Origin of the sequence: Pseudomonas sp. AOB-7, from assembly GCF_003696305.1 — a bacterium.
Taxonomy (GTDB): Bacteria; Pseudomonadota; Gammaproteobacteria; order Pseudomonadales; family Pseudomonadaceae; genus Aquipseudomonas.
On the sequence record NZ_RFFK01000005.1, the window covers coordinates 190,841 to 210,156 of the forward strand.

A 19,316-nucleotide genomic window follows, 5' to 3' on the forward strand; every position below is an offset into this window, starting at 1 on the left:
ATAGCGAGTGCCCTGCCATGCCCCACGACCCTCTCGCCAGCCCTGTCGCCGAAGTCTATGACCTCGCCGTGGTCGGCGGCGGCATCAATGGCGTGGGCATCGCCGCGGATGCAGCCGGCCGCGGCCTGGCGGTGTTCCTGTGCGAACAGGACGACCTGGCCAGCCACACCTCCTCGGCCAGCAGCAAGCTGATCCACGGCGGCCTGCGCTACCTGGAGCACCACGAATTCCGCCTGGTGCGCGAAGCCCTGGCCGAGCGCGAGGTGCTGCTGGCCAAGGCACCGCACATCGTCAAACCCATGCGCTTCGTGCTGCCGCACCGGCCGCACCTGCGCCCGGCCTGGATGATCCGTGCCGGCCTGTTCCTCTACGACCACCTGGGCAAGCGCGAGCGGCTGCCTGGCTCGCGCGGCGTGCGCTTCGGTGCCGGCAGCCCGCTCAAGGCCGAGATCGGCCGCGGCTTCGAGTACTCCGACTGCTGGGTCGACGACGCCCGCCTGGTGGTGCTCAACGCCATGGCGGCGCGCGAGCACGGCGCGCATATCCACACCCGCACCCGCTGCATCAGCGCGCGGCGCAGCAAGGGCCTGTGGCACATCCACCTGGAGCGTGCCGACGGCAGCCTGTTCTCCATCCGCAGCCGCGCCCTGGTCAACGCCGCCGGCCCCTGGGTCGCACGCTTCATCGGCGAGGACCTCAAGCAGCAGTCGCCCTACGGCATCCGCCTGATCCAGGGCAGCCATATCGTGGTGCCACGCCTGCACGACGGCGAGCAGGCCTACATCCTGCAGAACGAGGACCGCCGCATCGTCTTCGCCATTCCCTACCTGGAGCGCTTCACCCTGATCGGCACCACCGACCGCGAGTACCGGGGCGACCCGGCGCAGGTGAGCATCAGCGCCGAGGAAACCGACTACCTGCTCGCGGTGGTCAACGCCCACTTCAAGCAGCAACTGAGCCGCGCCGACGTGCTGCACAGCTTCTCCGGCGTGCGCCCGCTGTGCGACGACGAATCGGACGAGCCCTCGGCCATCACCCGCGACTACACCCTGGCGCTGGCCGGCGCGCCGGGCGAGGCGCCGCTGCTGTCGGTGTTCGGCGGCAAGCTGACCACCTACCGCAAGCTGGCAGAAGCCGCGATGAACCAGTTGGCGCCGTTCTTCCCCAAGCTGGGCCCGAGCTGGACCGCCAGCGCGCCGCTGCCCGGCGGCGAGCAGCTGGACAGCCAGAGCGCCCTGATCGAAGCGCTCTGCGCCCGCCATGGCTGGCTGCCGACCAGCCTGGCCAGACGCTGGGCGGCCAGCTACGGCAGCCGCAGCTGGCGCCTGCTCGACGGCGTGCACAACCTCACCGACCTCGGCGAACACCTCGGCGCCGGGCTCTATGCCCGCGAGGTGGATTACCTGCGCCGCGAGGAATGGGCGCGCAGCAGCGCCGATATCCTCTGGCGCCGCAGCAAGCTCGGCCTGTTCATGACCCCGGCGCAGCAGGCCCGCCTGCAGCAGTACCTGCAACCCCATTCGGCCCACGCCGCCTGAACTTCTGCGTGCCCCATGCCCCGCTCCGCGGGGCTTTTTTATGTTCCGAGGTACTCGCCCGCTTATTCGCCCAATGAACCCGGGCCAAAGTTTTTATCGCGTCAATTCAACGACTTGGCACTTTGATGCGGAATTAAAACATTCGTATTCAGTTTTATTTTTACTTAAGTTTCAAGTACTTAGGTTTGACAGGCGGCGAATTGGGGCAGAAGATTTGACGTTACCAATCTCACCGCAACACGGCAGGAGCGATCATGAAAGGCGACAAGAAGGTCATCCAACACCTGAACAAGATCCTCGGCAACGAGCTGGTGGCCATCAACCAGTACTTCCTGCACGCGCGCATGTACGAGGACTGGGGGCTGAAGAAGCTCGGCGAGCACGAGTATCACGAGTCGATCGACGAGATGAAGCACGCCGACAAGCTGATCAAGCGCATCCTGTTCCTCGAAGGCCTGCCCAACGTGCAGGACCTGGGCAAGCTGCTGATCGGCGAGAACACCAAGGAAATGCTCGAGTGCGACCTCAAGCTCGAGCACAAGGCCCACGCCGACCTCAAGGCCGGTATCGCCTACTGCGAGAGCATCGGCGACTACGCCAGCCGCGAACTGATGGAAGAAATCCTCTGCTCGGAAGAGGACCATATCGACTGGCTGGAAACCCAGCTGGGGCTGATCGAGGCGGTCGGCCTGCAGAACTACCTGCAGTCGCAAATGGACGAATAAACCCTATTGGCCAGATGAAGAACGGGAGCCAGTGGCTCCCGTTTTTTATTGCCGCTGCTCACTGGCTCAAGAAGGTCGTGGGAGGGACTTTCGGCTCGGGCATCCTGCCTCGCAATCCACGGGGATGTGGTGAATGCCGCAGCCCGTAAGGAACGGGCGCGGCGCTACCTCCTGCATCCATGCAGTCGTGGCCGCGACGAGGAGCGCCGCGAAAGCGCCACCCACCCTGGAACTTCAGCGCGCCTCCTCCTCCTTGACCCGGAACCAGGCGGCGTAGAGCGCCGGCAGGAACAGCAGGGTGAGCGCCGTCGCCACCACCAGGCCGCCCATGATGGCCACCGCCATCGGCCCGAAGAACACGCTGCGCGACAGCGGGATCATCGCCAGCACCGAGGCCAGCGCGGTCAGCACTATGGGCCTGAAACGCCGCACCGTGGCCTCGATGATGGCGTGCCAGCGGTCCAGGCCGGCGGCGATGTCCTGCTCGATCTGGTCGACCAGGATCACCGAGTTGCGCATGATCATGCCGGCCAGGGCGATGGTGCCGAGCATGGCGACGAAGCCGAACGGCTGGCGGAAGATCAGCAGGAACAGGGTCACCCCGATCAGCCCCAGCGGCGCGGTGAGAAACACCATGGCCGAGCGCGAGAAGCTTTTCAGCTGCAGCATCAGCAGGGTCAGCACCACCACGATGAACAGCGGCACCCCGGCGTTCACCGATTTCTGCCCGCGCGCCGAATCCTCCACCGTGCCGCCCACGTCCAGCAGGTAGCCGTCCGGCAGCTCGGCGCGGATCGGCTCCAGGGTCGGCAGGATCTGCGCCACCAGGCTGGCCGGCTGCTCCTTGCCGTAGACGTCGGCGCGTACGGTGACGTTGGGCAGCCGATTGCGGTGCCAGATGATGCCTTCCTCGAAGCCGTATTCCAGGGTCGCCACCTGCGACAGGGCCACGCTACGGCCGCTGTCGGTGGGCACCGCCAGGCTCGGCAGCAGGCTCAGCGACTGGCGCTCCTGCACGGTACCGCGCAGGAGAATCTCGATCAGCTCGTTGCCTTCGCGGTACTGGCTGACGCTGGTACCCGACAGCGCGCTCTGCAGGAAGCGCGACAGCTCGGCGGTGTTGACCCCCAGGGCGCGTGCGCGCTCCTGGTCGACGTTGAGGTAGATGACCTTGCTCGGCTCCTCCCAATCCAGGTGCACGTTGACCACATGGGGGTTCTCGCGCACCTTGGCCGCCACCTGGCGCGCCAGCGCACGCACCTCGTCGATATGCTCGCCGCTGACCCGGAACTGCACCGGGTAACCCACCGGCGGGCCGTTCTCCAGGCGACTGACGCGGCTGCGCAAGCCGGGGAATTCGTCGTTCATGGTCTGGATCAGCCAGCTGCGCAGGCGCTCACGCTCCTCGATGCTGCCCGCCAGCACCACGAACTGGGCGAAGCTGGCCGCCGGCAGTTGCTGGTCCAGCGGCAGGTAGAAGCGCGGCGAGCCGGTGCCGACGTAGGCCACGTAGTTGTCGATCCCAGGCTGCGTCTTGAGCAGCGCCTCCAGACGCTTGACCTGGGCCTCGGTGGCGGCGAGCGAGGCGCCCTCCTCCAGCTTGATGTCGACCATCAGCTCCAGGCGCCCGGAGGCCGGGAAGAACTGCTGGGGGACGAAACGAAACAGCAGCACGGCGGCGACGAACAGGCCTATGGTCAGCAGGATCACCGTCCGCCGCCGGCGCACGCACCACTCCACCGTGGCCCGCACGCGCCGGTAGAAAGGCGTCGCGTAGGGATCGTGGCCGGCGTCGCTGCCGCCGTGCTTGGCCGCGTGCAGCTTGGCCAGGTCAGGCAGCAGCTTGTCGCCCAGGTAGGGCACGAACATCACCGCGGCGATCCACGAGGCGACCAGGGCGATCACCACCACCTGGAAGATCGAGCGGGTGTACTCGCCGGTGCCGGACTGCGCGGTGGCGATCGGCAGGAAGCCGGCGGCGGTGATCAGGGTGCCGGTGAGCATGGGGAAGGCGGTGCTGGTCCAGGCGTAGCTGGCCGCCTTGAAGCGGTCGTAGCCCTGCTCCATCTTGATCGCCATCATCTCCACCGCGATGATCGCGTCGTCCACCAGCAGGCCGAGGCCAAGCACCAGGGCGCCGAGGGAAATCTTGTGCAGGCCGATCCCCAGGTAGTACATGCTGGCGAAGGTCATCGCCAGCACCAGCGGGATCACCAGCGCCACCACCAGGCCGGTGCGCAGGCCGAGTGAGAAGAAGCTGACCAGCAGCACGATCACCAGCGCCTCGACCAGCACGCGGACGAACTCGCCGACCCCGGTCTTCACCGCCGCCGGCTGATCCGACACCTTGCGCAGCTCCATGCCCAGCGGCAGGGTCTGCTGCAGGCGGGCGAACTCGCCCTCCAAGGCCTTGCCCAGCAACAGGATGTCGCCGCCAGCCTTCATCGATACCGCCAGGCCGATGGCGTCCTCGCCCATGAAGCGCATGCGCGGCGCGGGCGGATCGTTGAAGCCACGCTTGACCTCGGCCACGTCGCCGATGCGGAAGGTGCGGTCGCCGACGCGAATGGGGAAGTCGCGGATTTCCTCCACCGACTCGAAACGCCCGGTCACGCGCAGCTGGATGCGGTCGCTGACGGTCTCGAAGAAGCCGGCGGCGGCCACCGCGTTCTGCGCCTCCAGCGCCTGCTGCACCGCGGCCAGGGGCAGGCCGAGGGTGGCCAGCTTGGTGTTGGACAGCTCGATCCAGATCTTCTCGTCCTGCAGGCCGACCAGCTCCACCTTGCCGACGTCCTTGACCCGCTGCAGCTGCAGCTGGACGCGGTCGGCGTAGTCCTTGAGCACCGCGTAGTCGAAGCCGTTGCCGGTCAGCGCGTAGATGTTGCCGAAGGTGGTGCCGAACTCGTCGTTGAAGAACGGCCCCTGGATGCCGGCTGGCAGGGTGTGGCGGATGTCGCCGACCTTCTTGCGCACCTGGTACCACAGCTCGGGGATTTCCGAGCTGCGCATGGAATCGCGCGCCATGAAGGTCACCTGCGACTCGCCGGGGCGCGAGAAGCTGGTGATGCGGTCGTACTCGCCGGTCTCCATCAGCTTCTTCTCGATGCGCTCGGTGACCTGGCGCGACACCTCTTCGGCGCTGGCGCCCGGCCAGTTGGTGCGGATCACCATGGCCTTGAAGGTGAAGGGCGGGTCCTCGCTCTGCCCCAGCTTGGTGTAGGACAGCGCGCCGACCACGGCCAGCAGCAACATGATGTAGAGGACGATCTGGCGGTGGCGCAGCGCCCAGGCGGACAGGTTGAAGCTCATCCGGGCTTACTCCTTGGCGGCCAGTTCGACGTTGCGGTTGTCGCGGTCGACCGGGCGCACCTGCTGGCCCTCGCGCAGCACCTGCACGCCGGCGGCCACCACCCAGTCGCTCGCCGCCAGGCCTTCGAGCACCGGCACGCGGTCGTCGCCGTAAGCCCCGACGCGCACCGGGCGGCGCTGCACCTTGTGTTCCCTGGGCTCGACTACCCAGACGAAGGGCTGACCCTGCTCGGCGCTGAGCGCCGACAGTGGCACCGCCAGCGGCACCTCGCCGTTGCTGGCGATGAACACCCGCGCGCTCTGCCCCAGTTCGGCCGGCACCTTGCCCTCGGTGAAGGCGACGCGCGCGGCGAAGGTACGCGACTGCGGATCGGCGGCCGGCGCCATTTCGCGGATGCGCCCGGGGAAACGCTGATCCGGCTGCGACCACAGCTCCACCTCGACCGCCTGGCCGATCCGGAAGCGCTCGAAGCCCTGCTCCGGCAGGCTGATCAGCACCTCGCGCTCGCCGTCGGCGGCCAGGGTGAACACGGTCTGCCCGGCGGCCACCACCTGCCCCACTTCCACCGCGCGGCGGGCGATCACGCCGTCCTGGGAGGCGCGCAGCACGGCGTAGCCGGCCTGGTTGCGGGCCACGTCGTACTCGGCCTTGATCTGCTTGAGGCGCGCTTCGCCGGCGCGGTAGAGGTTCTCGGTATTGTCGTACTGCGAGCGGCTGACCAGGTTGCGCGCCAGCAGGGTCTTGTAGCGATCGCGCTCGGCGCGCACGGTCTGCAGGTTGGCCTCGGCGGCGGCCACCTGGGCGCGGATGGCCTCCAGCTGCAGGCGCACGTCCTGAGGGTCGAGCTCGGCCAGCGGCTGGTCCTTCTTCACCCGCGCGCCGACGTCCACCAGGCGCTTGGCCACCTTGCCACCGATGCGAAACGCCAGGTCCGGCTCGAAACGTGCGCGCACCTCGCCGGGGTAGCTGTCGACCAGGGCGCCGGCCGGTTGTGGCTGCACCACCATGGCCGGACGAATGGGTTGCTCGACCTGCTCGCCGTTGCCGCAGGCGGACAGCAGCAGGGCAAGGGTGAGGGACGCTACAAGAGGCATGGCATGGCGGAACATGGCGAATGACCTGTGACGACGAAGGTTTGGAATATTTGTACTGGCGGGTATAGTAAAAATAGCAAACTCACCAGTCCAGTATTAAAATCCGCCGATGCCTAACAAGTTGTTACCGCCCGCCGGTCCCGGTCGCCCCAAGGACCCCGCCAAACGCCAGGCCATTCTCGAAGCGGCCAAAACCCTGTTCCTGCGCCACGGCTACGATGGCAGCAGCATGGACGCCATCGCCGCGGAAGCCGGGGTGTCCAAGCTCACGGTGTACAGCCACTTCACCGACAAGGAGAGGCTGTTCTCCGCCGCGGTGAAGGCCAAGTGCGAGGAGCAGCTGCCCGAGCTGCTGTTCGAACTGCCGGCGGGCGTGCCGATCGAGACGGTGTTGCTGAGCATCGGCCGCGGCTTCCATGTCCTGGTCAGCAGCCGCGAATCGGTGGAGCTGCACCGCATGATGGTCAGCCTGGCCAGTCAGGATCCCAAGTTGGCGCTGATGTTCTACCAGGCCGGGCCGCAGCGCGTGCTGCAGGAGATGGCGGCGCTGCTGCGCAAGGCCAACGCCAACGGCTTGCTGCAGATCGCCGACCCGCTGGGCGCAGCCGACCAGTTCTTCAGCCTGGTCAAGGGCGGCGCGCATTTTCGCCTGCTGATCGGTTGCTGCGCCCCGCTCGAGGGCGAGGCCGCCGAGCGGCACGTGCGCGAGGCGGTGGGACTGTTCCTGCGCGCCTATCGACGCTGAAGCCCGGGCTCCTGGGGGGCGCCGCCAGCAACCGGCTGCGCCCTAAGCCCCTTCCAGCTTCTTCTTCGGGTAGATGTCGTAGCGGCTGGACTTGCCCTCCAGCACGTAGCCGGGCTTCGCCCCGTCGATGGCCGGCGCCTTGCGCGGGCGCTTGACCACCACCCTATGGCTGGCCAGCGCCAGGGCCGCCTCCAGCAGCGCCGGGGCATCCAGGTCGTCGCCCACCAGCGGGCGGAACAGACGCATTTCCTTCTTCACCAGCGCGCTCTTGTCGCGATGGGGAAACATCGGATCGAGGTAGATCACCTGCGGCGGCTCGCCCTGCCACTGGCGCATCAGCTCGATGGCATTGCCCGTCAGCAGGCGCATGCGCGCGGCAATCGGCGCCACCTCCAGGCTCAGCTCGGCACGCGCCAGGCCGTCCTCGAGCAGGGCGGCGATCAACGGCTGACGCTCGATCAGGGTCATGCTGCAGCCCAGACTGGCCAGGACGAAGGCATCGCGCCCCAGCCCGGCGGTGGCGTCCAGCACCCGCGGACGGATGCCCGGCTGCACGCCGACCGCCTTGGCGATCATCTGCCCGCTGCCGCCGCCGAACTGACGGCGATGGGCCATGGCGCCCTCGACGAAGTCGACCCGCACCGGCCCCGGCGCCTTGTCGCCCAGCTCCGCCAGCTGCAGGCCGTCCGCGCCCAGTTGCAGGGCGAACTCGGCGTCGCCGCCCAGCGCCAGGCCGAGACGCGCCGCCCAGCGGGCCGCCGCCTCGGCGTAGAAAGGTTGCAGGGCATCCATGCGGATGCGGGCGCTATGCCGCTCGTCGCTCATCGGGAAATCTGCTCAAAAAACGTTCAACTGATCGACCGCGCGGCCGACAACCTCAACCAGCGGCATTCTGCCAGACCCAGCCCCCTGCGCCGCAAAGAGTTTGCCCATGTTCGACGCCCTCTCCGCCCCCGCCCCGCCGCCAACCCGACACGCACACTCGCCCGCGAGGACGAACTCGACGCCGGCATGCGCGAATCGCTCGACTATCAGATACTCCGTCGCACCCTCGGCGCCTACGACCAGATGGCCCAGCTCGGCCGCTTCGAGTTCGCCGACGGCCGCAGCGGCCAGGCCGCCGATCTGCTGCTGGCCAAGCGCTGAGTGCGGTCTCCGTAGCCCGGATGCAATCCGGGAGCGGTCATGCGGTTCTGCGCCGGATTGCATCCGGGCTACGCGCTAGAGCAACCCCAGCTGCTCCAGCTCCGCCTCGACCTGCAAGGTCGGCAGCTCCGCCAGGCCAGGCAGGCGCAGGCGCAATTGCTGGTGGAAACGCCGTGCCAGCTGCGGCGCCAGGCGATTGTCGGCGGTGTGGACGAAGACATGGGGGCGTCGCCCCTCCTCGATCCAGGCGGCGACCTTGTCCAGCCAGGGCGTCATGAAGGGGTCGTTGGCGAGCAGCTCGGGATGGCCGATAAAACGCAGCTGCGGGCTCTGGCTGAAGGCCGTGGGGCGGGTCGGCAGGCGCGGCTTCTTGGCCTGGGCATGCAACACCGCCGGCGCCTGCGACGCGCAGCTGAACAGGGCGCGCGAGTCCAGGCAGATACGCTCGATACCGCGCTCCAGCAACAGGCGATTCAAGGCGCGCTCGGCTTCGCCCTTGGCGAAGAACTGTGCATGACGCACCTCGATGGCCAGCGGCCAAGCGCCCCACCACTCGACGAAGGCCGCCAGCTCGTCCAGCCGTGACGGACCGAAGCTGGCCGGCAGCTGCAGCCAGTAGGGTGCGACGCGTTCGCCGAGCGGCGCCAGCAACCGACGAAAACGCTCTACCGCCTCCAGCTGTTGGCACAGGTCGTCGCCGTGGCTGATATCGCGCGGCAGCTTGGCGCAGAAACGAAAGTGCGCCGGCATCTGCTCGGCCCAGCGCGCCACGGTCTGCTCGCTGGGGCGGGCGTAGAAGGTGGTATTGCCCTCCACGGCGTTGAATACCTGGGCATAACGACTGAGGAAGTCGGCCGCTCGGGTGTCGCCGGGGTAGAGCGTGGACCGCCAGGCCGCCTCACTCCAGGAGGGGCAGCCGAGGTAGTACGGCAACATCAGAACCTGTTTACGATCTGCTGCGCGTCGGCCCTGCTGCGTTGAAACCAGGCTCGGAATGCTCATTTACAACAGTAAACTCCGCTTCCTCGCCTGATTTCGCCTTGCATGGCTCTAGCTCGAGAGATCCTAAACACGTTCTCAGGCGTAGAGGTCGAGACCGAGCACTTGCTGCGCGTCAGCCTCGCTGGCGTAGCTGGCGGTGGCGCCGTAGCTGGCCAGCGCCTGGGCGGCGCGGTTGCTCAGCGCGGGTTGCGGGTAACCGATATCCTGGGCGCGCGCCGGCAGGCTGTCGCCATTGCCGCTGCTGGCCTGCACCCGGCGGATCTGCGGGGTCTGTTCCAGGCCCTGGCTACTGGCCGGGGCGGCCGGCTGCTCACGTTGTACCTCGACCTCGCGCTGCGCCTCGCGATAGGGCGTGACCGCAGTCCCCGAACGGGGGCCGCGATCCGGCGAATAGGAAGGTAGGTAGGCGTCGATGCGCATCTACAACTGCTCGGTGGGCTCGGCTGGAAGGTAGACAGTGCTGGCAATGTAGCGGCGCCCGGCGGGCTTGGCAAATACCTTCGGGCCGCCTGCCTTTGCCGGGCGACCGGGGGTCATGCCGGCGGCGCCTTGGGCGTGGCCACCTGATCGCGCAGGTAGACCGGCTGGGCCTGGTCGGCCGCCACGGCCTCGCCGCGCGCCCAGGCGAATTGCGCCAGGCTCAGCAGATCCTCGGCGTGGGGCAGCAGGCTGCCGTCCATGGCCGCCGGTTTGAGCGCGATGCGCGCGGCATAGCTACCCCAGCCGGTGCCGGCGCCGAACCAGTCGCCGCTCGCGCCGCGCGGCGCCTCGGCCTGCTCCGGCGGCAGTACCGCCTCCTGGCCGAGCAGGCGCATCTCGCCGGCCTCGGCGTGGTAGCAGCCCCAGTACACCTCGTCCATGCGCGCATCGATGGCTGCCGCCACCTGGCGCGCGCCCTGCTCGCGCAGCGCGCGCTGGGCCAGCACCGCCAGGTTCGACACCGGCAGCACCGGACGCTCGAGGGCGAAGGCCAGGCCCTGGACCACGCCGATGGCGATGCGCACCCCGGTGAAGGCGCCCGGGCCGCGGCCGAAGGCGATGGCATCCAGCTGCGCGGCGGCGATGCCGGCCTCGCCCAGCAGTTGTTGGATCATCGGCAGCAGGCGTTGGGCGTGCAGGCGCGGCGCCACCTCGTAGTGGCTGAGCACGCGGCCATCGTGCAGCAGGGCGACGGAACAGGCTTCGGTGGCGGTATCCAGGGCCAGGATCGTGGTCATCGGGTTCGCATGGCTGAAGAAAAAGAGCCGGCATTAGACCGGCTCGAGGCTTTTTTTTCCAGCACCAGGATGGTCACAGGCCGCTAGCGTGCGACCGGCGGACGCCCTTACCAGGGCTCGACCACCGGCTCGGCTTCCCAGGCCTGCAGCGGCGCCTTGGACCACGTGCCGTAGGTTGCGTTGGGGAACACGATCCACTCGCTGCCCCATTTGCCCGCCTCGCTGGCCACGGTAGTGCGCTGCTGATCCAGCGGCGTCTTGCGAAAACGCGCGTCGAAATCGTGCAGGGTATCGCCGAGCAGCAGCACGATCTGGTGCTCGGCGCTGACGATGGCGCGCCGCTCGACCTTGGGCGGGCCGAGCAACAGCACACTCTCCTCCGAGACCTGGGGAAGGCCGAGTTTGCTCAGGGTGGCCAGGGTGTGCTGCTTCTGCTCGTCGGCGCGGTCGGAGATATAGCGGATGGTCACGCCGAGCTGGTCGGCGTGCTGCAGAAACTGCTTGGCACCTGGGATGAGCGTGGGCGTGCCGTCGCGCTCCCAGGGCAGCCAGGTGTCCCAGGCGTCGTATTGGTGACAACTGGCCAGGTCGCGCGCCAGCAGCGCGCTGTTGTCGATCACGGTTTCGTCCAGGTCGGTGACGATGGCCAGCTTGGACGGGTCTTTCGCCGCCGCCACGGCCGCGTCCAGCTTCTGCGTGGCGATATTGTAGGCCTGCAGCTGCAGCGCCTGGATTTCCGCCGACTGCTGCTGGAAACGCAGGCCCATGGCGAACTCGGCAACCGCGCACTCCTGCTTGGCTTGTGCCTTGCTGTCGGCGAACGCCGCGCAACTGCCCAGCAGCGTTATGGCCAGGCCCAGCCAGATGACACCCTTTCCTGTTTTCTCGGTCATTGCACGCCCTCTCTTCCTTAGTGGTTCACGGATCGACATGCCCATGGCAAGCGCCGGGCAGCCGGAGACTAGCGTCGCCGATGGTAGAAAGGCTGACGAGCACAGCCATGCCCGAGAGCGACCCGGACTTATCCATGCACCACAAACGACAAAGGCCCCTTGCGGGGCCTTTGTCCATGGGCAACTGGCGGGAAAACTCAGGCCAGCGCGGCCAGGGTCTTGGCGGTGATTTCCTCGACGCTGCCGACGCCCGGGATGTGGCTGTACTTCGGCGTGCCGGTGGCGGCGGACAGCTGCTGGTAGAAGTCCACCAGCGGCTTGGTCTGCGAGTGGTACACGGACAGGCGATGACGCACGGTCTCTTCCTTGTCGTCTTCGCGCTGCACCAGGTCTTCGCCGCTGACGTCGTCCTTGCCGGCAACCTTCGGCGGGTTGTATTCGGTGTGGTAGACGCGGCCCGAGGCCGGGTGCACGCGACGGCCGGACAGACGCTTGACGATTTCCTCGTCGTCGACGGCGATCTCGACCACGTTGTCGATGGTCACACCGGCTTCCTTCATGGCCTCGGCCTGCGGGATGGTGCGCGGGAAGCCGTCGAACAGGAAGCCCTTGGCACAATCGGGCTGGGCGATGCGCTCCTTGACCAGGTTGATGATCAGGTCGTCGGAGACCAGGCCGCCCGCGTCCATCACGCTCTTGGCCTTCAGGCCGAGCTCGGTGCCCGCCTTGACCGCCGCGCGCAGCATGTCGCCGGTGGAGATTTGCGGAATACCGAATTTCTCGGTGATGTAGCGAGCCTGGGTACCTTTGCCGGCACCGGGCGCCCCCAGCAGAATCACGCGCATCGATGTGCTCCTCAAGATTTATGTAGAAATCGGTCGGACCGCCTCAAAGGGCCAGTCTCTTGGATGTTGTGCGGCAGCTGTGGCGGCCAAAAGGTTGATCAAGATACACAGCGCCCCCCAGGCACACAAGCCGCCGAAAGTCGGATAAAAACCCTCCTGCCGACGGCTCGGACGCCCCTGCGGACGCGCCTTACCCGGGTGTCCGCGGAGCCGCGCGGCGGCTCAACCGGTATTGCGCAAACCGGCGGCGATACCCGCCACGCTGACCAGCAGCGCCTGCTCCAGAGGGCTCTCCGGCGCCTGTTCACGCAGCCGGCAGCGCGCCAGCAGCTCGGCCTGCAACAGGTGCAAGGGATCGAGGTAGGTGTTGCGCACGCTGATCGATTCCAGGGTCTCGGCGCTGTGCGCGAGCAGCCGCGACTGCCCGGTCAGCTCCAGCACTGCGGCGCAGGCCTGCGACAATAGGTCGCGTAACTGCGCCCCCAGCGGACGCAGCGCCGGCTCGACCAGACGCTCGTCGTACAGCGCGGCGATGCTAGCGTCGGCCTTGGCCAGCACCATCTCGAGCATGTCGATGCGGGTGCGGAAGAACGGCCAGTGCTCGCGCATGCCTTTCAGCAGCTCGCCGTCGCCGCCGGCCAGGGCCTGACCCAAGGCCTGCTCCCAGCCGAGCCAGGCCGGCAGCATCAGCCGCGTCTGGGTCCAGGCGAAGATCCACGGAATCGCCCGCAGGCTCTCCACCCCGCCCTCGCGGCGCTTGGCCGGACGGCTGCCCAGCGGCAGGCGCCCCAGCTCCTGCTCCGGGGTGGCCTGGCGGAAATACTCGACGAACTGCGGGTGCTCGCGCACCACGCCGCGGTAGGCACTCACGCCGGCGGCGGCCAGGCGATCCATCATCGCCCGCCAGCTCGGTTCGGGGGCCGGCGGCGGCAGCAGGGTGGCCTCCAGCACGGCGGCCAGGTAGAGGTTGAGGTTCTGTTCGGCGATATCCGGCAGGCCGAACTTGAAACGAATCATTTCGCCCTGCTCGGTGGTGCGGAAGCGTCCGGCCACCGAGCCCGGCGGCTGCGACAGGATCGCCGCGTGGGCCGGACCGCCGCCGCGGCCGACGGTGCCGCCGCGGCCGTGGAACAGCAGCAACTCGACCTGGTGCTCGCGGCACAGGCGCACCAGCGCTTCCTGGGCGCGGTACTGGGCCCAGGCGGCGGCGGTGGTGCCGGCGTCCTTGGCCGAGTCGGAGTAGCCGATCATCACCTCCTGCGGCCCGTGCAGACGCGCGCGGTAGCCCGGCAGGCCGAGCAGGCGGTCGATCACCGGGCCGGCGTTATCCAGGTCGGCCAGGGTTTCGAACAGTGGCACCACGCGTATCGGCCGGCGCAACCCGGCCTCCTTGAGCAGCAGTTGCACCGCCAGCACGTCGGAGGCGGCGCCGGCCATCGAGATCACGTAGGAGCCCAGCGAGGCGGCCGGCGCGGCGGCCACCTCGCGGCAGGTGGCGAGCACCTCGGCGGTGTCGGCCGAGGGCCGGTAGTCGCTCGGCAGCAGCGGCCGACGGTTGTCCAGCTCGCACTGCAAAAAGCTCAGCCGCGCCGCCTCGTCCCACTCGGCGTAGCGGCCCAGGCCCAGGTAGTCGGTGATTTCCGTGAGCGCCGCGGCATGCCGACTGGAGTCCTGGCGCACGTCCAGGCGCACCAGGAACAGGCCGAAGGTGGCCGCCCGGCGCAGGCAGTCGAGCAGCGGGCCGTCGGCGATCACGCCCATGCCGCAGGCGTGCAGCGACTGGTAGCAGAGCTGCAGCGGCGCCAACAGGTCGTGGTTGTCCTGCAGCACCGCGGCGCTCGGCGCCACTTGCGCGGCGAGCGCCTGCTGCGCCCAGCTGCGGGTCTCGCGCAGGCGTTCGCGCAGTTGCTTGAGCAGCGCCCGGTAGGGCTCGGCACTGTCGCCGACCTGGGCGCGCAGCTCGGCGCTGGCCTGCTGCATGGACAGCTCGGCGGCCAGCTGGTCGACGTCGCGCAGGTACAGGTCGGCAGCCATCCAGCGCGCCAGCAGCAGCACCTCGCGGGTGACCCGGGCGGTGACGTTGGGGTTGCCGTCGCGGTCGCCGCCCATCCAGGAGGCGAAGCGGATCGGCGCCGCCTCCAGCGGCAGGCGCAGGCCGGTGGCGGCCTGCAGGCTGCGGTCGGCGCGGCGCAAAAACTGCGGCACGGCCTGCCACAGCGAGTGCTCGATCACCGCGAAGCCCCACTTGGCCTCGTCCACCGGGGTCGGCCGGCTGCGACGGATCTCCTCGGTATGCCAGGCCTCGGCGATCAGCCGCTGCAGGCGCTGGACGCTGCGCTCGCGCTCGTCCGCCAGCAGGTCGCTGTGATCCAGCGCCGCCAGCTGTGCGGCGATGGCGTCGTACTTCTGGATCAGGGTGCGCCGCGCCACCTCGGTGGGGTGGGCGGTGAGCACCAGTTCGATATCCAGGCGGCCGAGCTGACGGGCCAGCTCGTCGGGCTTCTGCCCGGCGGCGAGCAGGCGCGCCAGCAGCTCGTCGAGCACGCGCAACTCGAACGGCTCGGGCTCGTCGCCGCGGCGACGACGCACGCGGTGCTGCTGCTCGGCGATATTGGCCAGGTTGAGGAACTGGTTGAAGGCCCGCGCCACCGGCAGCAGCTCGTCGTCGGCGAGATCGCCGAGGGTGCTGGCCAGCTGCTCGGCGCCGGCCGCCGAGCCGCGCCGGCCGGCCTTGGCGCCCTTGCGGATGCGCTCGATCTTGTCGAGAAACTCGGCGCCCAGCTGGGTGCTGATGGTTTGTCCGAGCAGTTCGCCGAGCAGGTGCACCTCTTCACGCAGGCGCGCATCGATTTCCGCCATATCGCCCTCTCCTTCCAAGCCGCGGCTTGCGCCACACAGGCCTCAAGAGTGCCCAGCGCGCCAACTTCTTACAAGGGCGCGACGCACGGCGCGGCGGCCGCGCGTAGTGGGTCTAGGCTTGAGATAGGCGCTTGCGGCGTCCGCCAGCCGGTCACCGCCGGCGCCGTCCATCAGGAGCCCTATCATGAAAATTCGAGAGTTGGTCAACCATTGGGAACAGAACGCCCGGGGCCGCCTGACCCCGAGTCAATACCACATCCACCTGGATATCGAAGCCGCCGCGCGCCTGGCGGCCCTGACCGAGATGTATCCCAAGCATCACGCCGAGGAACTGCTCGGCGAGCTGATCGGCGCGGCGCTGGAAGAGCTGGAGGCCAGCCTGCCCTACGTGCAGGGCAGTCAGGTGGTGGCGCAGGACGAACAGGGCGACCCGCTGTACGAGGACATCGGCCCCACCCCGCGCTTTCTCGCCCTGTCGCGCAAGTACCTGCGCGAGCTGAGCGCCCAGGCCAAGGGCGCGGCGCACTGAACGCCCGCTTGTCCGCCGGCGACGCGCCTTACTGCAGCGCCGGGGTGTCCTGGCCCATGCAGCGCACGGCCTGCTTCTTGTTGTCCACCAGCACGCCGGTGAGGCCCTTCTGCTGGGTGTCGAACAGCACCAGCACGCCGTCGATGCACTGCGCCACCTGGCTGGCCGGCTTCAGCGAGACCTTGTAGTCCTCGCCGGGCACGGTCTTGAGCATGGTGAAATCCGACAGCAGCAGGGCGTCCTCGGGCTTGGCCATGTGCAGGTAGCCGTAGTACCAGAGCACGCCGATGGTGCCGACTATGCTGGCGATGCCGGTAAGGATCAGGGGAATGGGGTCACGTTCGGTCATTGCGGACTCTCGATTGCGGATTCGGTGGCCGGCGGCCGGCGTTCGACGAAGGCCTGCGGGGCGCTGACGAACTCCAACAGCAGCTGGCGCCAGGCCGGCTCGGCGAAGGTTTGCACGTGTTGCCCGCGGGTCGCCTGGAAGGCGCGCGGCGGGCGCGCAGCTTGATACAACAGGCGACCATTGGCAAATGGCACCACCTCGTCGTCAGCGCTGTGCAGGATCAGCAGCGGCAGGCCTTCGAGGGCGGCGATGCCGTGGATGGCGCTGTCGCCGTCGGGGATCAGCCAGGACAGCGGCACCTGCAGCGGCCAGGTCAGCCAGGAGCGACTCAAGGCATGGCGGGCGACGCCGCGGTAGCTGGCCGGTACCCCGTCGAGCGCCAGGGCGTGCAGCGCCGCGCGGCGCTGCGGGCGTTCGCTCAGGTAGTGCACGGCCAGCGCACCGCCCAGGCTCTGGCCGAGCAGGATCAGCGGCTTGCCCTGCACCTCGGGCGCCTGCTCCAGCCAGGCGAAGGCGGCGTCGATGTCCTGGTACACCGCCGGCAGACTGGGCTTGCCCTCGGACAGGCCGTAACCGCGGTAATCGAGCATCAGCACCTGGTAGCCCTGGGCCGGCAGCCAGTAAGCACCGCCCAGGTGCCAGGCCAGGTTGCCGCCGTTGCCGTGCAGGTGCAGCACCGTACCCTTGACCGCCACTCCGGGCTTGGCCGGCAACCACCAGGCATGCAGGCGCGTGCCGTCGGCGGCGCTCAGGTGGATATCGCGGTACTCCAGCTCGGCCCGCGCCGGGGTGAACGGCAGCCCCGGTTCGGGATAGAACAGCAGGCCGCTGCAGCCGCTCAGCAGGCCGCCGAGCAGCCCGACCAGCAGCAGGCGCAGTTTACTTGCCACCGCCGCGCACCTCTTCGCGGGCCTGGAAGGTGGCGGCGTAGACGCGCTCGGCCAGGCGCGAGAACGGCAGGCTCTGGATCCACACCGTGCCGCTGCCCTTGAGCGTGGCCAGGAGGATGCCCTCGCCGCCGAACAGCATGCTCTTCAGCCCGCCGGCCAGGGCGATGTCGTAGTCGATGCCGTCGCTGAAGGCCACCAGGCAGCCGGTATCCAGGCGCAGGGTCTCGCCATTCAGCTGCTTGCGGATCACCGTGCCGCCGGCGTGCACGAAGGCCAGGCCGTCGCCTTCGAGCTGCTGCAGGATGAAGCCCTCGCCGCCGAAGAAACCGGCGCCGATGCGCTTGTTGAAGCGGATGCCGATGCGCGTGCCGTGGGCGGCGCAGAGAAAGGCGTCCTTCTGGCAGATCAGCCGGCCGCCGACCTGGGCCAGGTCGATCGGCACCACGGTGCCCGGATAGGGCGCGGCGAAGGCGACCCGCGCCTGGGTTTTGCCGGCATTGCTGAAGTGGGTCATGAACAGCGACTCGCCGGTGAGCAGGCGCTTGCCGGCGCCCCACAGCTTGCCCAGCAGGCCGCTGGCCGAGCCGTCACCCATGCGCGTCTCGAAGCGCACGCCCTCGGTCATGTAGTTCATCGCCCCGGCTTCGGCGATTACCGTCTCGCCGGGGTCGAGGACGATCTCCACCGACTGCGCCGAGCTGCCGAGGATTTCGTAGTCGAGTTGATGGCTGGGCATCAAGCAGCTCCTTGCAGGTAAGCCCGGCGGCAATCCGGGCGTCGGGCTGAGCGAGGTGGAGCTTCGCCGCTGCGCACCTCGACCCAACCTGCGACCTGCCACAGCCCCGCAGGTCGGGTTGAGCGCAGCGAAACCCAACGCAAGTCAGAGGATGTTCGCGTAGTCGGCTTCGATGCGATCCAGGCTCAGGTGGTTGAGGAAGTTGGAGAAGCACATCCAGGCCGACAGCGCATTCATGTCCTGGAACTGCGGCGGCAGGTACTTGGGCGGCCGCACCAGGCCCTCGTCCACCAGTTTGCGCAGGGTGCGCATGTCTTCCAGGGTGGTCTTGCCGCAGAACAGCAGCGGGATCTGCTCCAGCTTGCCCTTGCGCACCGCCAGCTGGATGTAGTTGTAGATCAGGATGAAACCCTTGAGGTAGGACAGGTCCTTGGTGAACGGCAGGCCGGTCGGCAAGGAGCCGCGGAACACCCGGCTGGCATTGCTGTAGCCGCCTTCCAGGCCGTAGCCCTGCTCGCGGAAGAACTCGAACACCTCGAGGAAATCGGCGCCCTCCTCGGCCATGTGGATGGCGCGGGTGCGGTTGGTCAGCTTGCGCAGGCGCGTGGGGTAGGAGGCGAAGGCGATCACCTCCATCAGGATCGCCAGGCCCTCCTGGGTCACCGTCGACGAGGGCGGGCCCTTGGCCAGGAAGGTGCAGATCGGCTGGGCCAGACCGTTGAGCGTGGTGCCGACGTGCACCAGGCCTTCGTGCACCTCCAGCGCCTTAACGTCGCGCTCGTTGAAGCGCGCGTCGCTGCGGATCTTGATGTAGTCGGCGCCGGCCGCGGCATCGGCGAGGATGCCGTCGGACTCGAAGACGCGGATGGTGTCGTCGCCGAACACCCCGGCCAGGCGCTGCTGCAGGATGCTCACCGCATCGGTGGCGCCGAGCAGCTTGGGCTCGTCCTCGAGGTCGCCGCGCGCGGCGATGTTGTTGAGGTAGTCCGAGAGCATCAGGCCGAGGTCGGCCAGGGTCGGGTCGCCGGCATGGAAGGCATCGGAGGCGGCGCCGTAGAGCTCCTGGCTGATCAGGCCGAAGTCCTCGGTACCACGCGCCTCGAGCATGCGGATGACCATGCGGTATTCCTTGCACATGCGCCGCATGATCTGCCCGACCGGGTTGAACTGGCCGAGCTGGCGGGTGATGTCGCGCTCGATGTTCTGAAATTCCAGCTTCTTCGCCGCGGCGTCGAAGGCCAGCGGGCGGCCCAGGTAGTAGTCGCGATCCACCGCCGGCAGGGCCTTGCCCTTGGCCTTGAGGAAGGCGTCGCGGACGCCGTCGTCCCACTTCACCGCATCGAGCACGCGGATCGGCGTCTGCGCCTCGACGATGCGGTCGCTCAGGGCACGGATGCCCAGTTGGTAGTCGTCCAGTTTCTGCTGGCTGTTCATCGCA

General features: G+C 68.3%; 18 protein-coding genes. 5 read left to right on the forward strand and 13 right to left on the reverse strand.

Annotated elements, in window-relative coordinates:
• Window positions 1-17: 17 nt before the first annotated feature.
• Both glpD and bfr read left to right on the forward strand, forming a co-directional pair.
• A complete protein-coding gene (gene glpD, locus EA796_RS11985) occupies window positions 18-1,538 on the forward strand; it encodes a glycerol-3-phosphate dehydrogenase (RefSeq protein ID WP_021445199.1) in 1,521 nt (506 codons plus the stop codon).
• Between the two features lie 254 nt (window positions 1,539-1,792).
• Window positions 1,793-2,263, forward strand: coding sequence for a bacterioferritin (gene bfr / locus EA796_RS11990; protein ID WP_021445200.1), 471 nt, complete (start codon window positions 1,793-1,795; stop codon window positions 2,261-2,263).
• Between the two features lie 234 nt (window positions 2,264-2,497).
• Here bfr and EA796_RS11995 read toward each other — a convergent pair whose 3' ends face one another.
• Both EA796_RS11995 and EA796_RS12000 read right to left on the reverse strand, forming a co-directional pair.
• Entirely contained in the window at window positions 2,498-5,572 is a 3,075-nt protein-coding gene (locus EA796_RS11995) for an efflux RND transporter permease subunit (protein ID WP_122108777.1), read from the reverse strand.
• 6 nt (window positions 5,573-5,578) lie between these two features.
• Window positions 5,579-6,682, reverse strand: a complete 1,104-nt coding sequence (locus tag EA796_RS12000) for an efflux RND transporter periplasmic adaptor subunit (protein WP_122108778.1) — start codon at window positions 6,680-6,682, stop codon at window positions 5,579-5,581.
• A gap of 94 nt (window positions 6,683-6,776) precedes the next feature.
• Between EA796_RS12000 and EA796_RS12005 the strand changes: the two genes are divergently transcribed.
• Window positions 6,777-7,412, forward strand: coding sequence for a TetR/AcrR family transcriptional regulator (locus EA796_RS12005; protein WP_122108779.1), 636 nt, complete (start codon window positions 6,777-6,779; stop codon window positions 7,410-7,412).
• Window positions 7,413-7,454: 42 nt separating this feature from the next.
• Here EA796_RS12005 and EA796_RS12010 read toward each other — a convergent pair whose 3' ends face one another.
• Window positions 7,455-8,204, reverse strand: coding sequence for a class I SAM-dependent methyltransferase (locus EA796_RS12010; protein WP_371921468.1), 750 nt, complete (start codon window positions 8,202-8,204; stop codon window positions 7,455-7,457).
• 15 nt (window positions 8,205-8,219) lie between these two features.
• Between EA796_RS12010 and EA796_RS23080 the strand changes: the two genes are divergently transcribed.
• Window positions 8,220-8,558, forward strand: a complete 339-nt coding sequence (locus tag EA796_RS23080) for a hypothetical protein (RefSeq protein ID WP_147459047.1) — start codon at window positions 8,220-8,222, stop codon at window positions 8,556-8,558.
• Between the two features lie 75 nt (window positions 8,559-8,633).
• Here EA796_RS23080 and EA796_RS12015 read toward each other — a convergent pair whose 3' ends face one another.
• From EA796_RS12015 to ppc, 6 genes are all read right to left on the reverse strand, one after another.
• Window positions 8,634-9,494: a DUF72 domain-containing protein gene (locus EA796_RS12015; RefSeq protein WP_122108781.1), complete on the reverse strand. Its 861-nt coding sequence runs from the start codon at window positions 9,492-9,494 to the stop codon at window positions 8,634-8,636.
• A gap of 141 nt (window positions 9,495-9,635) precedes the next feature.
• A complete protein-coding gene (locus tag EA796_RS12020; protein WP_021445036.1) occupies window positions 9,636-9,980 on the reverse strand; it encodes a hypothetical protein in 345 nt (114 codons plus the stop codon).
• Window positions 9,981-10,093: 113 nt separating this feature from the next.
• Complete coding sequence (tsaB, locus tag EA796_RS12025) at window positions 10,094-10,777, reverse strand: tRNA (adenosine(37)-N6)-threonylcarbamoyltransferase complex dimerization subunit type 1 TsaB (RefSeq protein WP_122108782.1); 684 nt, start codon at window positions 10,775-10,777, stop codon at window positions 10,094-10,096.
• 107 nt (window positions 10,778-10,884) lie between these two features.
• Window positions 10,885-11,670: a 5'-nucleotidase, lipoprotein e(P4) family gene (locus EA796_RS12030; RefSeq protein WP_122108783.1), complete on the reverse strand. Its 786-nt coding sequence runs from the start codon at window positions 11,668-11,670 to the stop codon at window positions 10,885-10,887.
• A 197-nt stretch (window positions 11,671-11,867) separates the two neighbouring features.
• Window positions 11,868-12,515 carry an adenylate kinase gene (gene adk / locus EA796_RS12035; RefSeq protein WP_021444676.1) on the reverse strand — a complete coding sequence of 216 codons (648 nt, stop codon included), beginning with the start codon at window positions 12,513-12,515 and terminating at the stop codon, window positions 11,868-11,870.
• A gap of 222 nt (window positions 12,516-12,737) precedes the next feature.
• Window positions 12,738-15,374, reverse strand: coding sequence for a phosphoenolpyruvate carboxylase (gene ppc, locus EA796_RS12040; RefSeq protein ID WP_122108784.1), 2,637 nt, complete (start codon window positions 15,372-15,374; stop codon window positions 12,738-12,740).
• A gap of 184 nt (window positions 15,375-15,558) precedes the next feature.
• On the opposite strand from ppc, the gene EA796_RS12045 reads away from it, so the two are divergent.
• Window positions 15,559-15,903, forward strand: a complete 345-nt coding sequence (locus EA796_RS12045) for a hypothetical protein (RefSeq protein ID WP_021446420.1) — start codon at window positions 15,559-15,561, stop codon at window positions 15,901-15,903.
• A gap of 28 nt (window positions 15,904-15,931) precedes the next feature.
• On the opposite strand, the gene EA796_RS12050 is transcribed toward EA796_RS12045, so the two are convergent.
• The 4 genes from EA796_RS12050 to EA796_RS12065 all read right to left on the reverse strand — a co-directional run bounded on the left by EA796_RS12050 (window position 15,932) and on the right by EA796_RS12065 (window position 19,312).
• Window positions 15,932-16,252 carry a hypothetical protein gene (locus tag EA796_RS12050; protein ID WP_021446419.1) on the reverse strand — a complete coding sequence of 107 codons (321 nt, stop codon included), beginning with the start codon at window positions 16,250-16,252 and terminating at the stop codon, window positions 15,932-15,934.
• Entirely contained in the window at window positions 16,249-17,142 is an 894-nt protein-coding gene (locus EA796_RS12055; RefSeq protein WP_122108785.1) for an alpha/beta hydrolase, read from the reverse strand. Before EA796_RS12055 ends, EA796_RS12050 begins: the two co-directional genes overlap by 4 nt.
• The gene (locus tag EA796_RS12060; protein ID WP_122108786.1) at window positions 17,132-17,878 is read right to left on the reverse strand and encodes a TIGR00266 family protein; all 747 of its coding nucleotides are present in this window, start codon (window positions 17,876-17,878) and stop codon (window positions 17,132-17,134) included. Before EA796_RS12060 ends, EA796_RS12055 begins: the two co-directional genes overlap by 11 nt.
• Window positions 17,879-18,022: 144 nt before the next feature.
• The gene (locus EA796_RS12065; protein WP_021446416.1) at window positions 18,023-19,312 is read right to left on the reverse strand and encodes a flavohemoglobin expression-modulating QEGLA motif protein; all 1,290 of its coding nucleotides are present in this window, start codon (window positions 19,310-19,312) and stop codon (window positions 18,023-18,025) included.
• Between the last annotated feature and the right edge of the window lie 4 nt (window positions 19,313-19,316).

What these genes read in the sequence shown, in the direction of transcription:
- glpD (WP_021445199.1), top strand. Translation starts at nt 18, where the DNA reads ATGCCCCACGACCCTCTCGCCAGCCCTGTCGCCGAAGTCTATGACCTC.
- bfr (WP_021445200.1), top strand. Translation starts at nt 1,793, where the DNA reads ATGAAAGGCGACAAGAAGGTCATCCAACACCTGAACAAGATCCTCGGC.
- EA796_RS11995 (WP_122108777.1), bottom strand. Translation starts at nt 5,572, where the DNA reads ATGAGCTTCAACCTGTCCGCCTGGGCGCTGCGCCACCGCCAGATCGTC.
- EA796_RS12000 (WP_122108778.1), bottom strand. Translation starts at nt 6,682, where the DNA reads ATGTTCCGCCATGCCATGCCTCTTGTAGCGTCCCTCACCCTTGCCCTG.
- EA796_RS12005 (WP_122108779.1), top strand. Translation starts at nt 6,777, where the DNA reads ATGCCTAACAAGTTGTTACCGCCCGCCGGTCCCGGTCGCCCCAAGGAC.
- EA796_RS12010 (WP_371921468.1), bottom strand. Translation starts at nt 8,204, where the DNA reads ATGGATGCCCTGCAACCTTTCTACGCCGAGGCGGCGGCCCGCTGGGCG.
- EA796_RS23080 (WP_147459047.1), top strand. Translation starts at nt 8,220, where the DNA reads ATGCCGCTCGTCGCTCATCGGGAAATCTGCTCAAAAAACGTTCAACTG.
- EA796_RS12015 (WP_122108781.1), bottom strand. Translation starts at nt 9,494, where the DNA reads ATGTTGCCGTACTACCTCGGCTGCCCCTCCTGGAGTGAGGCGGCCTGG.
- EA796_RS12020 (WP_021445036.1), bottom strand. Translation starts at nt 9,980, where the DNA reads ATGCGCATCGACGCCTACCTACCTTCCTATTCGCCGGATCGCGGCCCC.
- tsaB (WP_122108782.1), bottom strand. Translation starts at nt 10,777, where the DNA reads ATGACCACGATCCTGGCCCTGGATACCGCCACCGAAGCCTGTTCCGTC.
- EA796_RS12030 (WP_122108783.1), bottom strand. Translation starts at nt 11,670, where the DNA reads ATGACCGAGAAAACAGGAAAGGGTGTCATCTGGCTGGGCCTGGCCATA.
- adk (WP_021444676.1), bottom strand. Translation starts at nt 12,515, where the DNA reads ATGCGCGTGATTCTGCTGGGGGCGCCCGGTGCCGGCAAAGGTACCCAG.
- ppc (WP_122108784.1), bottom strand. Translation starts at nt 15,374, where the DNA reads ATGGCGGAAATCGATGCGCGCCTGCGTGAAGAGGTGCACCTGCTCGGC.
- EA796_RS12045 (WP_021446420.1), top strand. Translation starts at nt 15,559, where the DNA reads ATGAAAATTCGAGAGTTGGTCAACCATTGGGAACAGAACGCCCGGGGC.
- EA796_RS12050 (WP_021446419.1), bottom strand. Translation starts at nt 16,252, where the DNA reads ATGACCGAACGTGACCCCATTCCCCTGATCCTTACCGGCATCGCCAGC.
- EA796_RS12060 (WP_122108786.1), bottom strand. Translation starts at nt 17,878, where the DNA reads ATGCCCAGCCATCAACTCGACTACGAAATCCTCGGCAGCTCGGCGCAG.
- EA796_RS12065 (WP_021446416.1), bottom strand. Translation starts at nt 19,312, where the DNA reads ATGAACAGCCAGCAGAAACTGGACGACTACCAACTGGGCATCCGTGCC.